13 protein-coding genes are annotated in these 13,763 nt (G+C 48.8%); 9 read left to right on the top strand and 4 right to left on the bottom strand.

Translation table 11 applies throughout. From position 1 onward, the window contains the following. Window positions 1-27: 27 nt before the first annotated feature. A complete protein-coding gene (locus ACBZ72_06405) occupies window positions 28-1,269 on the bottom strand; it encodes an MFS transporter (protein ID XES78500.1) in 1,242 nt (413 codons plus the stop codon). Window positions 1,270-1,406: 137 nt separating this feature from the next. Here ACBZ72_06405 and ACBZ72_06400 point away from each other — a divergent pair, with 137 nt between their 5' ends. The 4 genes from ACBZ72_06400 to ACBZ72_06385 all read left to right on the top strand — a co-directional run bounded on the left by ACBZ72_06400 (window position 1,407) and on the right by ACBZ72_06385 (window position 4,668). Next, entirely contained in the window at window positions 1,407-2,369 is a 963-nt protein-coding gene (locus tag ACBZ72_06400; protein ID XES78499.1) for a NosD domain-containing protein, read from the top strand. 102 nt (window positions 2,370-2,471) lie between these two features. After that, window positions 2,472-3,461 carry an ATP-binding cassette domain-containing protein gene (locus tag ACBZ72_06395; protein XES78498.1) on the top strand — a complete coding sequence of 330 codons (990 nt, stop codon included), beginning with the start codon at window positions 2,472-2,474 and terminating at the stop codon, window positions 3,459-3,461. Continuing rightward, window positions 3,458-4,228, top strand: coding sequence for an ABC transporter permease (locus ACBZ72_06390; protein XES78497.1), 771 nt, complete (start codon window positions 3,458-3,460; stop codon window positions 4,226-4,228). The genes ACBZ72_06395 and ACBZ72_06390 overlap by 4 nt, the downstream gene beginning before the upstream one ends. Window positions 4,229-4,362: 134 nt before the next feature. Then, a complete protein-coding gene (locus ACBZ72_06385; protein XES78496.1) occupies window positions 4,363-4,668 on the top strand; it encodes a hypothetical protein in 306 nt (101 codons plus the stop codon). A 24-nt stretch (window positions 4,669-4,692) separates the two neighbouring features. Here the strand turns inward: ACBZ72_06385 and ACBZ72_06380 are convergent, their stop codons facing one another. Both ACBZ72_06380 and ACBZ72_06375 read right to left on the bottom strand, forming a co-directional pair. Then, window positions 4,693-4,917 carry a hypothetical protein gene (locus ACBZ72_06380; GenBank protein ID XES78495.1) on the bottom strand — a complete coding sequence of 75 codons (225 nt, stop codon included), beginning with the start codon at window positions 4,915-4,917 and terminating at the stop codon, window positions 4,693-4,695. A 37-nt stretch (window positions 4,918-4,954) separates the two neighbouring features. Continuing rightward, window positions 4,955-5,239 carry a metal-sulfur cluster assembly factor gene (locus tag ACBZ72_06375; protein ID XES78494.1) on the bottom strand — a complete coding sequence of 95 codons (285 nt, stop codon included), beginning with the start codon at window positions 5,237-5,239 and terminating at the stop codon, window positions 4,955-4,957. Between the two features lie 200 nt (window positions 5,240-5,439). On the opposite strand from ACBZ72_06375, the gene ACBZ72_06370 reads away from it, so the two are divergent. Then, complete coding sequence (locus tag ACBZ72_06370) at window positions 5,440-5,856, top strand: HIT family protein (protein XES78493.1); 417 nt, start codon at window positions 5,440-5,442, stop codon at window positions 5,854-5,856. Window positions 5,857-5,892: 36 nt separating this feature from the next. On the opposite strand, the gene ACBZ72_06365 is transcribed toward ACBZ72_06370, so the two are convergent. Then, a complete protein-coding gene (locus tag ACBZ72_06365; protein XES78492.1) occupies window positions 5,893-8,322 on the bottom strand; it encodes a Lon protease family protein in 2,430 nt (809 codons plus the stop codon). Between the two features lie 558 nt (window positions 8,323-8,880). Between ACBZ72_06365 and ACBZ72_06360 the strand changes: the two genes are divergently transcribed. From ACBZ72_06360 to galT, 4 genes are all read left to right on the top strand, one after another. Beyond that, complete coding sequence (locus tag ACBZ72_06360; protein XES78491.1) at window positions 8,881-9,159, top strand: hypothetical protein; 279 nt, start codon at window positions 8,881-8,883, stop codon at window positions 9,157-9,159. 329 nt (window positions 9,160-9,488) lie between these two features. Continuing rightward, on the top strand, window positions 9,489-11,246 hold the full coding sequence (locus ACBZ72_06355) for a thiamine pyrophosphate-dependent enzyme (GenBank protein ID XES78490.1): 1,758 nt from the start codon (window positions 9,489-9,491) through the stop codon (window positions 11,244-11,246). 114 nt (window positions 11,247-11,360) lie between these two features. Next, window positions 11,361-12,551: a hypothetical protein gene (locus tag ACBZ72_06350; GenBank protein XES78489.1), complete on the top strand. Its 1,191-nt coding sequence runs from the start codon at window positions 11,361-11,363 to the stop codon at window positions 12,549-12,551. Window positions 12,552-12,656: 105 nt separating this feature from the next. Next, a complete protein-coding gene (galT, locus tag ACBZ72_06345) occupies window positions 12,657-13,703 on the top strand; it encodes a galactose-1-phosphate uridylyltransferase (protein ID XES78488.1) in 1,047 nt (348 codons plus the stop codon). Window positions 13,704-13,763 lie beyond the last annotated feature (60 nt).

Below are 13,763 nucleotides of genomic sequence, written 5' to 3'. Positions count from 1 at the left end.
TTTGAGACGTGTTTAAGCTTTAAGAAGTTACTGTCCCCTTGAACACTGAACTGGACTGTCTTGTTGCTTTTTTGTTGTTCCCCAGACCGCAAAAACCGCCGCGGAAGCCAGCAGCAAAAGGCTCAGTGAGGCAAACAGTCCGGTGTATTGGAAAACTGAGGCTAAAATGAATCCGCTCACGATTGGCCCCATTGTCTGCCCTACATCCATCATGGTACTCAAAAAACCCATGGATGAACCCACTAAACCTGCAGGTGCAAGCTCACTCATAAGTGGGGAGGTGGAGGAGATTACGGCGGCAAAGCCTACTCCGTAGCCGACTGCGATGAGTAGGAGTAGCCAGAGCTGGGTGGTGAAGGGTATGGCAAACAGTAACGCGGCGCCCAGAACTGAACCCAAAACGATGGGGATGCGGCGTCCCTTCCTGTCCGAAAGCCTGCCCAGTACTGGTCGGGTTAAAATTACTGTGGCAACTTGCGTGGTCAAAAACAGTCCCGCATAAAACGCATCCAGCCCCGCAACCTCCAACGCGTAACCCACAATGAAAAACTCCACTGCGCCATACACGTAGTATTGGCTTGCCTGAACCAGACTAACCAGCACCGCCCCACGGTTTTGGATAACTCCCCGCCAGCAGTGAACCATCTTGGCTGCTACTTTTTTGGCATCTGCTGGTTCGGTAACGGGTTTCTTTTTTTCAGTGAGTAACAGAAACGCCATCACAAACGTCGTCACGCCCGCAACCCCAACCGCCAAGTAAACTGCATGAAAGCCGTTGTTGGTTAACGCTAAAATTGCGCCACCCAAAAGAGGAGCAAGTGTCCGCCCCACGCCGTTGATTGAATGGAGGAGGGATATGCGTTCGCCGCATCGGAAGGGAAACTGTTCTGCCACCGTCGCCTCTGTTACGGGTATGAAGATGGCTGTGGCAAAGCCGTGGTAGAACCGCACCAACGCCAGCTGCCACCAAGTTTCCACGAACAGGTACAGAAATGGTGCTGATGCAAAAACAAACGCGGAAAACAGAAGCACCTTTCTTCTGCCAATGACGTCTGAGAGGGACGCGGCGGGTAGGCTGATGAGTATGCCAGGTATGGTTGAGGCTGCTGCGACAAATCCCATCAGGTCGCTTGGGGTGCCTAAGCTGGTGGCAAAAGGGTTTAGCACGGGGCTTTTTGACATGGTGGAGCTGAGGATAGCGAACGCTCCCATAACGCACAGAATTAAAAACGACCGATCAATAGAAACGTAAGTTTTTCTGGTCTTCATCAAGCCACTTAGCCCTTACCTTTCGTGGGCTTAGTATTTTGGCTTTTCCTCAATTGCCCCAATTTAACCATCACCTAAGCGGTGTCGCGGAGGGCTAAAAACATAAATTCGTTGTGTACGTATCTTGGTTGATGGCTATGAATGCGGCAACGAGACCTCTTGCCTTAACCGTGTTCCTTGCTGCAACCCTTTTAGCAGTCTCCTTGCTATCCCTCCCCGAACCCGCTTATTCGCAAGCAACGGGGACGGTGATTCGAATACACTCCGACGGCTCTATTGACCCCTCTTCGGTGCCGATTCGACGCAGCGGAGACATCTACACTTTCACGGGTAACGTGACCGTGCAGGGTGTTGTCATCGAAAAAGAAGGCATCACCATAGACGGTGCAGGATACACGTTGATGGGTCCCTACACGGGGGAGCAGACGCTGTGGATAATCGGGCAAGGACCCGACCAGGTTGTGCCGGAAGACAACACTGAAACCTGGTCTATAGGCGTTGACACTGCAACCAACACAATCGGGTTCTTGACCATCAAAAACCTCAATATCCTAAACTTCAGCATCGGCATGTACCCGTGGACGCCAAACAACACCATCACAGGCAACGCCGTAACCAACTGCATCGTTGGCATCCTAGTCGCGGGTGACAACAACACAATCACAAACAACTACTTAGCCGACAACAAAAACGGCATCTTTTTTGGCTCTAACAACCAAGTGGGGAACCTTCCTGCCAACTTAGATATCAGCGGCAACACCTTCATCAACAACGTTCAGCAGCTTGGCGGGTGCCTCTGTGGCGACGACTACAACACCACTGAGCCTATACACACATGGGACAACGGCAAAGAAGGCAACTTTTGGAGCGACTATCAAGGAGAAGATGGCGATGGCGACGGCTTAGGTGACACCCCCTACGTGATTGACCCCCTCAACATGGACCGATACCCCTTGATTGCCCAGTCAGTCGTGCCTCCAAAAATCGCGGCGGGGCTGCAGTCGGATTGGCTGTTGGGTGTTTCTGGGTTGGTTGCAGTTGCCGTTGTAATTGCAGTTGTTCTCAGGCAAATTAACAAGAGGCAAAAAGCAAAACAATGACCATTTTTGTTTGCCTTACGGCTAAACTGGTGTTTTTGAAGAAATACCCTTAAATTTGCCTTGTGTCCACCATGCAAAAAAACATCTGCTTGATGACTAACAATGCCTTACGTTATTGAAACTAATCATTTGACTCGCGCTTTTAACGGGTTCAAAGCCGTGGATAAACTTGACATAGCGGTGGAGCCTGGCGAAATTTTTGGTTTACTTGGACCTAACGGGGCGGGCAAAACCACCACCATAAGCATGCTCTGCACAATTCTGAAGCCTACGGGCGGCTCCGCGAAGGTCAATGGTTACGACATAGTTAAGCAAGCTATGCAGGTTCGCCGAAGCATCGGTATGGTTTTTCAAGACCCCAGCATCGACGACCGCCTCACCGGCAGGGAAAACCTGTACATGCACGCTAACCTTTACGGCGTGCCGCCTGGTGAGCAGAAAGACCGCATAAACCGCATTCTCAAGCTGGTTGAGTTGGAAGACCGCGCCGACGACTTGATGCGAACCTATTCGGGCGGTATGCGGCGCAGGCTTGAGCTGGGCAGAGGCTTAATTCATTACCCCAAAGTGTTGTTTCTGGATGAACCCACTGTGGGCTTGGACCCTCAGACCCGAGACCACATCTGGAGCTACATTAAAGAGCTCAAATACACCCACGACATAACCATTGTCTTAACCACCCACTACATGGACGAAGCCGACCGGCTCTGTGACCGCATCGGCATAATTGACCACGGCAAACTCATCACGTTGGACACGCCGCCCAAGCTAAAAGAAACCCTCGAAGGCGACGTAATCACCATCAACTCCGCCAAAATCGACGAGTTGACTGCGTTGCTTGTCGAGAAGCTTGGGCTTATGCAATGCGTCATTGTTGACGGTGCCCTTGAAATCACGGTTCGCGGCGGAAGAAACATCATGCCTCGCATTATGGAGGTTGCAGCTGCCAACAAAATCTTTATTGATTCAATTCTGTTGCGTGAGCCTAACTTGGAAGATGTGTTTTTGCATTACACGGGCAGGAACATACGGGCCGACAGCACACGGGAATTGTACGGGTTTGCAGCGATTCAACGGAGGAAGATTCATTGAGCCAAGCCCGCGGATTATACACGCTTTGGCTAAGAGAAGTCAAGCGGTTCTTGCGTGACCGCACCCGCGTCATCAGCAGCTTTGTTCAGCCTATTTTGTGGCTGGTGATTTTCGGCGCAGGTTTTGGCATGCATTTTGCCATTCCAGGTATTGACTATCAGCAGTACCTGTTTCCAGGCATCATCGGACAAACCCTGCTCTTCACCTCCATGTTCATGGGCATATCCGTCATTTGGGACCGCGAATTCGGGTTCATGAAAGAAATCTTGGTTGCCCCCATTTCCCGTTTTTCGCTTTTCTTGGGGAAAATGTTTGGTGACAGCTCTGACGCATTGATTCAAGGCTTAATTGTCTTTGGCATCGGTGCCCTACTGGGCATAAGCATTGACCCAGTTGGTTTTCTGATTAGTGTGCCCATCATGCTGCTTATCACCTTTGGGTTAGTCAGCATTGGACTGATAATCGCCAGCTTCATGGGCAGCCTGGAAAGTTTTGGCGCCATCCAGACCTTCATCAACCTACCCATCTTCTTCCTCAGCGGTGCCCTGTTCCCTATTAACGGGCCTCTTGCGCAGGGTGTTCCTGGGTGGATGCAGACTGCTTCCGTTTTCAACCCGTTAACCTACGGTGTGGACGCGTTGCGGCAGGTCCTGTTAGGGGGGTCATATGTGGCTTTGCAGCCGTTGTGGGTTAACCTCGGGGTGATTTGCGTGTTTGACGCGGTTATGATTGCGATTGGCACGTGGTCGTTTACCCGAATGAAATAATCCGCCTCCTCTTTTTTGGGCTAAGCGCAATCTCCATCCGTCCCCTTTTTGTTTAACTTGTTGATTACTGAGTGCTTTTCATGTTCGAAAATGTTTTAAGCAGACTGCGGCATATTTAATGTGGGTGAAAGGTTATGGTGAACTTTAGAAGAATTCGAACCATGGTTTATGTGGTTGCTTTAGGCGTCACAAGTACTTTGCTGTTTTTGGTAAACCCCGCTTACCTAATGTTTGCCATGTTTAGCCTATTCTTCATAGTCACATTAGCTCGAGCAGTCAACTTTTACAAAATTGTTTTCATGCTAAAACGGTACGCACGTGACACCGCAAAACTGCGCTCAGATATCCACGCTCGACTCCACACCGGTTTTAAAGACTACAACGTTGCAGTGGAAGACGACCACAAAACCCGAGGTAAAACCGCGGGCTACATCCGATAAACCGTTCTCTAATCAGAATTGCCACTAAATAACGTCTATAAGCTGAAACCAAGAGGAAATCTTGGGGACATGCAGGATACTACGAGCCTTATTCAAAGGTTGGGCAGCAGGATTCTTAGGGATGGCAGTTGTCTTTTTTGGGATGTTTTTCTTGTTTTCAATTGCAGGGGGCGATGAGGTCTTGGTTGTGCTGATTTTAACCGGTGTTGTCGCAACTGCCTTGGGCTTTTTTGCTGCTTGGAACACCACAAAAAGCCAGCTCTAAAAGGGAAACGCTGCTGGCACGTTATTTGTTGGTCATTTCGTTGATTTGTTGCTCCATCATGTGCCCGCGGCAGTAAACTACGGCTTTTTTTACGCCTGTAACTTGGGTGGCGGCGGCTTTGATGTCGGTGGCAAGTTTGAATGCGATGGGGCAAAAGGGGCTGGTTGGAATAAACTCTACACGCACGACGCCGGGTTCTTCCTCTTTTACGGTTGTTATCATCTGCATTTCCGCAAAGCTTTGTCCCGTTTCGGGGTCCTGAACTTTGCCGACTTCTTCGCGGACTTTTTCTTCCAGTTCAGTCAAGGATTTCTCCACCTATAACTTCTCGTTATGCATTATGATAAGATAGGAGATATAAAATTGTTGCACTGATCTATTTAGCTTCTTATGTTTCTAATGTTTATCTTTAGATGCTCTGCCTCTTCCTGTGCATGACGGTGGGCGCAACAGATATAAATTGTTAAATCGGCTACCCCTATAACATCACTTTATGGTGAAAGGGCATGAGTGAAAACTGCATCTTCTGCAAAATCGTACAAAAACAATCACCCTCAAGCGTCGTATACGAAGACCCACAAGTTTTAGCTTTCATGGACATCCGACCTGTAAGTGAAGGCCACACCCTCATCATACCCAAAACCCACCACGAAAGCATCTTTGACACCCCCGACGATTTACTGGCCCAAACACACAAAGTCACCAAAAAAATCGCCGCAGCAGTCAAAACAGCCGTAAAAGCAGACGGCATCAGCATCATTCAGCAAAACGGCGCGGCTGCGGGGCAAGAAGTGTTTCATCTGCACGTACATGTCATTCCCAGATTTGAAGGCCGAAAGATGCCCCGCTTTGAAGAACTTGGCATAGCTGACAGGGAAACTCTTGATGCGCTTGCGGAAAAAATAAAACCCTACCTACAGTAAAAAAGAGAAAGGTAGTAACTTTACCTTGCTAATAGATTAGCTGTCGTCGGAGGCTCTGTGTTTTTCTGGGGTTAGCACCGAAGCAAACTTGGCGTATTCCTCAGACATTTTTTGAAACTGCTTATCCACCAACGCGTTTACGCTGCCTTCTTCAAAGGAGCCGTCAATTCCTCGACTGCCTGCCTTTTTGCCTGTAAGCACCTCAATGCCTTCGTCAATGGATTTCACTGAGTAAACATGGAACTTTCCCTGTTCCACAGCTTCCACAATCTCCTCTTTTAACATCAAGTTCTGCACGTTGCTTGCGGGAATCATCACACCTTGCTTGCCTGAGAGCCCTTTGGCTTTGCAGACTTCAAAGAACCCCTCAATTTTCTGGTTTACGCCGCCGATGGCTTGCACTTCCCCCTTCTGGTTCACTGAACCCGTGACTGCGATGCTTTGATTGATGGGTAACCCTGACAGGCTTGACAGAATTGCGTACAGCTCCGTGCTGGAGGCGCTGTCTCCTTCGACGCCTTCATAGTTCTGTTCAAACACCAATCTTGCAGTTAACGTGAGAGGTTTGTCCTTGGCGTATTTCTCATTCAAGTAGCCGCTAAGAATCATCACGCCTTTGGTGTGGATTGGTCCCCCCATTTTGGCTTCCCGCTCAATGTCCACCACGCCTTCCTTCCCTAAACCCACACTGACCGTTACGCGGCTGGGCATGCCAAAAGCAAAGTCACCTATACTCGCCACGGACAACCCGTTGACTTGCCCAACTTTCTGGTCTTCGGTGTCGATGAGGATAAAGTTGCGGTTTATCATTTCTTGAAGTTTTTCTTGAATCATTTTGCTGCGGTAAATCTTCTCTTCAATAGCCCGCTTTACATGTGCGCCAGTTACGTATTGGGCGTTTTCTTGGGTGGCGTAAAAGTTGGCTTCACGTGCGATGTCAGCCACTTCCGCAAACCGCGTTGAGAGCTTCATTTGGTCGTCGGCGAGTCGGCTGCTGTGTTCAATGATTTTGGCTAAGCCAGTGCGGTCAAGGTGTTTGAGGTTTTCTTTTTGGCACAGGGTACAAATGAAGGCGGCATATTTTTCGAGGCACTCATCGGTGCGTGCCATGCTGGTGTCAAATTCCGCTTTGACTTTGAAGAGTTCCTTAAATTCTTTGTCTAAACCGAAAAGCTGCTGGTAAACGTAGGGGTCGCCAATTACGATGACCTTCACGCTGAGGGGGATGGGTTCGGGTTTGAGGCTTTTGGTTACGGCAAACCCGTAGCGTTCCTCCAGTTCCTCCACGTTTATGTGTTCGCTTTTCAGCGCCCGCTTCAAGCCTTCGTAGGAGAACTGGTTTGTTAAAAGCTCCTCCACAGGTACAATGAGGTATCCTCCGTTTGCTTGATGCAGAAAGCCCCCGCGAATCATGGTGAAGTCCGTGACGAGTGCGCCAAACTGGGCTTCCCTTTCGATTCTTCCAAACAGGTGATGATAGGTTGCGTTTGTCGCCATAACAACCGGGGCGCCTGTGACTTGTGAGTTGTCTACGATTACGTTTACTTCGTATTTTTTGAAAAAAGATTCCCGTGCACTCCACGGCAACTGGAAGGGCATGCGTTGGCGTTCTTCTTCGGGGTTTTTTATGAATTGAGCCACGTTGTTTAGTATGTCGTCTTGTACGTCTTTGAGGTAATCGGCAACGTCAGAGAACCCCTTGTACTGTTCCGTAACCTCGTTGACGAGGTTTCCTATGGCGTAGAGGGCGATTTCTCGGTTAAGTTTGTCGATTTCCTCGTGGGCTTTGCGGTCTAAATCCATAAATTGCCGCATCGTCGTCCGCATGTCCGACTCCAGTTTGGCTCGTTTCTCTTGGATTTCGCTGCGGTCTTTGGGGGGCATGGTGAGGAGTTCTTGCTCACTGACTGGTTTACCTTTAATGACTGGAACAATGAGCAAGCCGATGGGGCTGCTTTGAATCAGAAACCCCTCTTTCTGGGCGTCTGCGTTGAGTTGCTCGATGAGTTGTTTACGTTGGGTTTCCACTTGTTTGACTGTGTTTTCTCTACGTGCCGCGTAGTCCTCGCTCTGGAAGGCTTTAAGCAGGGAACGTTTTGTGTCTTCGATGAAGTTTTTCATGTCTCTCTGGAAGAGTTTGCCTTTTCCTGAGGGCAGTTTGATGGCTTTTGGAGTGTATTCGTCTTTGAAGTTGTTGACGTAGCAGTAGTCGGAGGGGATGGGCTGTTTTTTGGCGGTTTCCTCCAAGAAGTTTTTGACGGCTGTGGTTCTGCCTGTGCCGGGGTATCCTGCCACGTAGATGTTGAAGCCTTTATCTTGGATGCCTAACCCGAATTTGAGGGCGCGGACGGCTCTTTCCTGCCCGATGATTTCTTGAAGCGGAATCAACTCCTCTGAAGATTGGCATTTTAAGGATTCGGGGTTGCAGGTTCGGCGTAACTGGCTGGGAGATAATTCGTTAACCATTTTTATTCACTTCTTGAATTGGTTAGCAACAGAATGTACGCCATAATGTAACTGGGGGGCGCATAAAAGCTTTGCCAACCCTCTCGGGCTCTCTGAGTGGGTATTGCTTCCGTATTTTTCAACGTTGGTTCTTGCGTTTTCGAATTGGGCGGTTTCGGCGGTTTTGTGTAGTTTATGTGTTTATACCATTGCTATGTCCGTTTGTTTTGTTCTCTGAGAAGGCGCATTTTTTGCGAGTGACTCTTGGTTTTAAATACCTTTTGTTCATCTAATTCGCATTTGTTTTGGGGGTTAACATATTCATGAACGTTTGCCCTGATAAGCTTCCGTTTAAGGGTAAATTGCACACAAGAAGTTGAGCTTCAAAAGGAGCAGTGTTTACCTTCTGGGTGTGTTTTTCTGTTTTGGTTTTTTCTCGCTTCTTTTGTTTATCACGGAGTTATTGCACGTTGGCAACCACATATTAATTTATTCAGCTTATTGGTGCTATTGTTGCAGTAACCCATAATGGCGCGCGTTAAAATTTGCGCATAATTCTGATTTAGTGGTGTAGATACTGTGAGTTGGGCTAAACACAAATCTTGGAGCGTCATTCTCGTTGACGGACACATCCTTAAGGGTGAAGTACGCGCCGACCACTGCCGCAACTGCGACTCCAAAACTAAAATAATCTCAGGCAACAACGGCGACCCTGACCTGTTCCTATACGGCTGCAGTGGACACAAATGCAAAAACGTACTCATACGCATGAAGTTCATTGAAGCTGACCAAATCGTTCCCATCTCTCTGCCTGTGGCTGTGACTTCCGTGGCGGTGTTTCAAGAAATCCACGCATAAATCAACCGAAACAACGGTTTTCTTAGATTTTTCCCCTAAGCGTGCAGCAGAAACCATCTTCTAAAATCTGGGACTTGCTTTTTTTGAAGAAAAGTATGTGCAGAACTGTAATCACAAACCTTTAAAGGAGCCAAAAACGTCGATAGACTTGGGTTGGGTTCGGTGGGAACTGCTTAGGTGGTTCGCCATCCTAAAGCAACTTCCGCAAACGCCGAACTCAATCCACTTTTCTGCTTACCCATTTTTCTGTTTTGAGCGCGTTTGGTTTTCCAAAAGGCAGATAAACCCTAAACACGTAAGTTAATCCGTTAATTTTCGAGGCTCTTAACATGGCAAAATACCGATGCACCGTGTGTAACTACATTTATGATGAAGAAAAACAAGGCACCCCCTTCTCAGATTTACCCGACGACTGGGTCTGCCCCGTATGCGGGGTTCCCAAAACCAGTTTTGTCCGCCTAAACCAAAAAACCGAGGACACAAAAAAAGCCGGCAAAACCGTTTCAGAAGTTCTCGTAGACCAAATTGCTGACTGGGGCGTAACCTACATTTTTGGAGTGCCTGGAACCTCCACGTTGGGTGTGGTTGATGCCGTGCGGAAAAGTAGCAAAGTCAAATACATCCAAGTGCGCCACGAAGAAGTCGCCGCTTTCATGGCGTCCGCTTACGGAAAACTCACGGGGCACGTAGCCGCATGCTTATCTGTTTCAGGACCCGGAACCACAAACCTCGCGACAGGCTTGTACGATGCAAGCCTTGATGGTTCCCCCGTTTTGGTGCTCTCTGGCATGGTGGCACGGCAATTCATCGGTCCGGGAAGCATCCAAGAAATTGACCAACACAGCTTCTTTGAGCCCATATGTGTCTTTAACAAAATTCTCATGTCTGAAGAGCAAACCACCATGCTTGCAACGCTTGCCATAAAAACTGCACTGCTGGACCGGGGCGTAAGCAACATAGGCATCCCTAACGATGTTCAGAAACTTCCCTATGACGCTCCCCTCCTCCCATTTGAGGGGCGCATGCCCAACCTTGCATTCTGCGTTGAAGACTCTGTGGTTGAGAAAGCTGCCCAAGTGGTTGACTCCGCGCAGCGTCCAGTGATTGTGGCGGGTTATGGCTGCCGAGGACAGGGAAACAAGCTTGTGGCTTTAGCGACCAAAATCTGCGCCCCCATTGTAACCACGTTTAGGGCAAAGGGCGTGGTTGATGAAGACCATCCGCTTTTGGCGGGGTGTCACGGTGGGTTAGGTTCCACGGCTGCTGCTGACCTTGTCCGCAACGCAGATTTGCTTATCGTGATTGGCTCATCTTTTAGCGACTTTACCCTGTTGCCTCAAAAACGCACCGTGCAGATTGACATAAACATGAAAAACATCGCCAAAAAGTACCCCGTAGAAGTCGGGTTGCTGGGCAACAGCGCAATCCTTATTCCCAAGTTGGCTTCAAAAGTGAAACCCAAAACCAACAACGACTATCTTAACGAAATCTCGCGGCTAAAAGAAAACTGGAACCTCAAACTCGCCCAAGAAGCCAACTCCTCCGCAAAGTCCATCCGTGCACCCTACATCATGAAAGTGTTAACCGACAAAGTCGCTTCAAACGCGGTTTTCTCGCTGGATGTGGGCGAGAACTGCTGGTGGTTTGGACGTAACTTCCAGATGAAGAAAACCCAAAAGTTAGTCATGAGCGGGCTTTTAGCCTCAATGGGCTCGGGATTGCCGGGTGCATTGGCAGCGGCGATTGCTTACCCTGACCGCCAAATCATATGTGTAACGGGCGATGGCGGCTTCACGCAGGTCATGGGGGACTTCGCAACCGCGCTCAAGTACAAGTTGCCCATCAAAGTGTTCCTCATTAACAACAAGCATTTGGGCATGATTTTGCAGGAGCAGAAAGTGGAAGGCTACCAAAGCAGCCAAACTGAACTCTACGACTACAATTTTGCTCTGTTTGCGGAAAACGCAGGCGGCATAGGCATAAAAGTAACTGAGCCCAGCGCGTTGGAGGCAGCAGTGGATAAGGCTTTAGCGGCTGACCGAGCCACCATTGTTGATATAGATACTGACCCAAGACGATTCCTGTAGCTTCGATAATCGCGGTTAGGCTACACCCGCCTTTTCTCTTTTTTCGGGACGCAGAAAATTTGTGCTTTTTGTGACGCACAAGGATTAATTTTTGGTCCGTAACCGTTAAATCCCATGTGGAATAACGTGGGCACCGAGTTGAACATGAATACAACAAGCATCAAGAAGCGGCTCTTTGCAGTCTTGACCCTAACCATTTTGGCTTTAACCCTTTTTGCATCTGCACCAAACGCGGAGGCTCTCACTTCCCGCTTCACTGACTCCAACTTGATGGATCTTTCTGTTACCGGTCCAACAACCCCCCTCAAGGCAGGAGACACCGCAGTCTTCACCGTTTCCTTGACCCTCAACACTTACCTTTCTGGAAACGCTTATGTCCAAATTTGGTTAAACATGTCCAACTATGCCTCAGTGTACTTGGTTGACCAAGAACTGATGGCGTTTAGGAATTGGACTGCAGGGTCCTCATTCAACCAGCCTTACACAGTTGTTATTCCAAATAACCCCTTAAACAACAACTACATTTATGCAACCGTTGAAGTAGGAACCAAACGCTTCTCAAACCTTGTTGTCGGCATCGTGCAAAACCCCACCTATTCAGCGTTGCAGACCACTTCCATACAGTTAGACGCAAACCTAACCAGTCTGGGCGTACAGGTTGCAAACCTTCAAGGCCAGCTGCAACAAGCAGAAGCAAAAAGCACACGACTACAAACCCAATTAACTGAACTTAACTCAACCTACACTTCTTTGCTAGCTAACTACACATCTCTTATGAATAATACCACAAGCGACAAATCTTCCCTACTGAACGAAATCAGCACCCTGCAAGACCAGCTAAACAGCCTCAACTCCACCAGCAATCGCCTTCAAGCAGAAATTTCAATTTTGCAATCCCAAAACACCCAGCTTCAGACACAGCTTAACCAAGCCCAAGTTGAAAGCACTTCCCTTTCAATTGACGCTGCAGCCCTTCAAGAGAACAACACTGAACTCCAAACCCGCCTAGCCTCATTGCAGGCTGAAAACGACCTTTACCTAAACCAGGCCTCCACTCTTGAGGCGCAAATGGGACGATTAGAATTTAACAATACCAACATGCAAGTCATCGTTGACACCCTTAACAGCAAAGCAGCTGCATTGCAGTTAGAGGTTGAAGACCTGCAGGCAACCAACGGCACAATCAGCATACTGATGTATCTGGCTACCTTCTTGGCTGTGGTTTTTGTGGTCACAACGGTTTCCATCATTGTAATCGTGGTTAAACGCAAAAAAACCACCTCTGAGGAAGCTCCCCTGTACTAACGTCATGCGTTTTCCTCTTGACTTGCTTGCTGGTTGGAAAAGAGACTATATGCGCAAACGCTAAAAGCTTCCAGCTCTTTCTTGTTGGCATCAGGAGCCAAGCGTATGCCCTATAACGAGCTTAGGAAAGATTACCTTCTGAACCGCTGGGTAATCATCGCAACTGAACGTGCCCGCCGACCCACGGACTTTTCCAAACAAAAAACCGAACAAGCCCAAACAGCCAATTGCCCTCTCTGCCCGGGAAATGAACATGTAACGCCTCCCGCGGTGTTGGTTTACTTGCCCTCCGACGGCGGCATAAAAAAAGACCACGAACAAGGCACCTTCCGCTTCCAAAACTGGGTTCTACGCAATATCCCCAACCTTTATCCCGCTTTTGTTCCCCCCAAAAACTCCGAGGACGCGGAACAAATCCTAAAACGCGCTGACTTTGGCTACGCGATAGGGCATCATGAGGTTCTGATTGAATCCCCCAACCACATGGATCACCCCTCAAACGCTCCCTTGCCGCAGGTTATCCACATAGTTAACGCTTACAAGGACCGTCTGTCCGCTTTATCCCAAAAACCCTACGTTAAATATGTGCAGATATTCCGCAACCACGGCATAGAAGCTGGCGCCTCGCTGTCGCATGCTCACAGCCAAATCGTTGCCACGCCCTTTGTGCCTGAAATTGTGCAGCAGGAAATGGATGCAGCCCAAACCTACCACCGCCAGCATGGCAGATGCGTTTTCTGTGACCTCATAAGGCAAGAGTCGCAAACCGTGCGGTTAATTCTTGACGGGGAACACTTTGTTGTTTTTGCGCCATACGCCAGTGTGCACCCTATGGAATTTTGGATTCTTCCTAAACGGCACGCACCCAACTTTCTTGACTTGACCCCGCAGGAAACGGCGGCTTTGGCGCAGACCCTAAAAAACATGCTTAAGGCGCTTAAGGATTTGGTTAATGACCCACCCTACAACTATGGCTTCCATTTAGCGATAGACCCTGACGCTAAGGACTATTATCACTGGCACTTGGAGGTTTATCCGAAGCTGACGACTTGGGCAGGCTTTGAAAAAAGCACGGGGATGTACATAAACACGGTTACTCCCGAAACCGCGGCGGCTGAACTCAAGAAAACCCTGCAAATAACCGCTACGTAAGGCAAGCCATAGCTTCAATTTGTTGCCTGTCTAAACGTAGAGGGGAAGGGGTCGATAGAA

The sequence above is a fragment of the Candidatus Bathyarchaeia archaeon genome, assembly GCA_041447175.1.
Taxonomy (GTDB): Archaea; Thermoproteota; Bathyarchaeia; order Bathyarchaeales; family Bathycorpusculaceae; genus JADGNF01.
This window is presented reverse-complemented; position numbering and strand designations above follow the sequence as displayed.

Coding starts and splice junctions, on each gene's coding strand:
- ACBZ72_06385 (XES78496.1), top strand. CDS start 4,363: ATGGTGAACTTTAGAAGAATTCGAACCATGGTTTATGTGGTTGCTTTA.
- ACBZ72_06370 (XES78493.1), top strand. CDS start 5,440: ATGAGTGAAAACTGCATCTTCTGCAAAATCGTACAAAAACAATCACCC.
- ACBZ72_06400 (XES78499.1), top strand. CDS start 1,407: ATGAATGCGGCAACGAGACCTCTTGCCTTAACCGTGTTCCTTGCTGCA.
- ACBZ72_06350 (XES78489.1), top strand. CDS start 11,361: ATGTGGAATAACGTGGGCACCGAGTTGAACATGAATACAACAAGCATC.
- galT (XES78488.1), top strand. CDS start 12,657: ATGCCCTATAACGAGCTTAGGAAAGATTACCTTCTGAACCGCTGGGTA.
- ACBZ72_06365 (XES78492.1), bottom strand. CDS start 8,322: ATGGTTAACGAATTATCTCCCAGCCAGTTACGCCGAACCTGCAACCCC.
- ACBZ72_06405 (XES78500.1), bottom strand. CDS start 1,269: ATGAAGACCAGAAAAACTTACGTTTCTATTGATCGGTCGTTTTTAATT.
- ACBZ72_06355 (XES78490.1), top strand. CDS start 9,489: ATGGCAAAATACCGATGCACCGTGTGTAACTACATTTATGATGAAGAA.
- ACBZ72_06395 (XES78498.1), top strand. CDS start 2,472: ATGCCTTACGTTATTGAAACTAATCATTTGACTCGCGCTTTTAACGGG.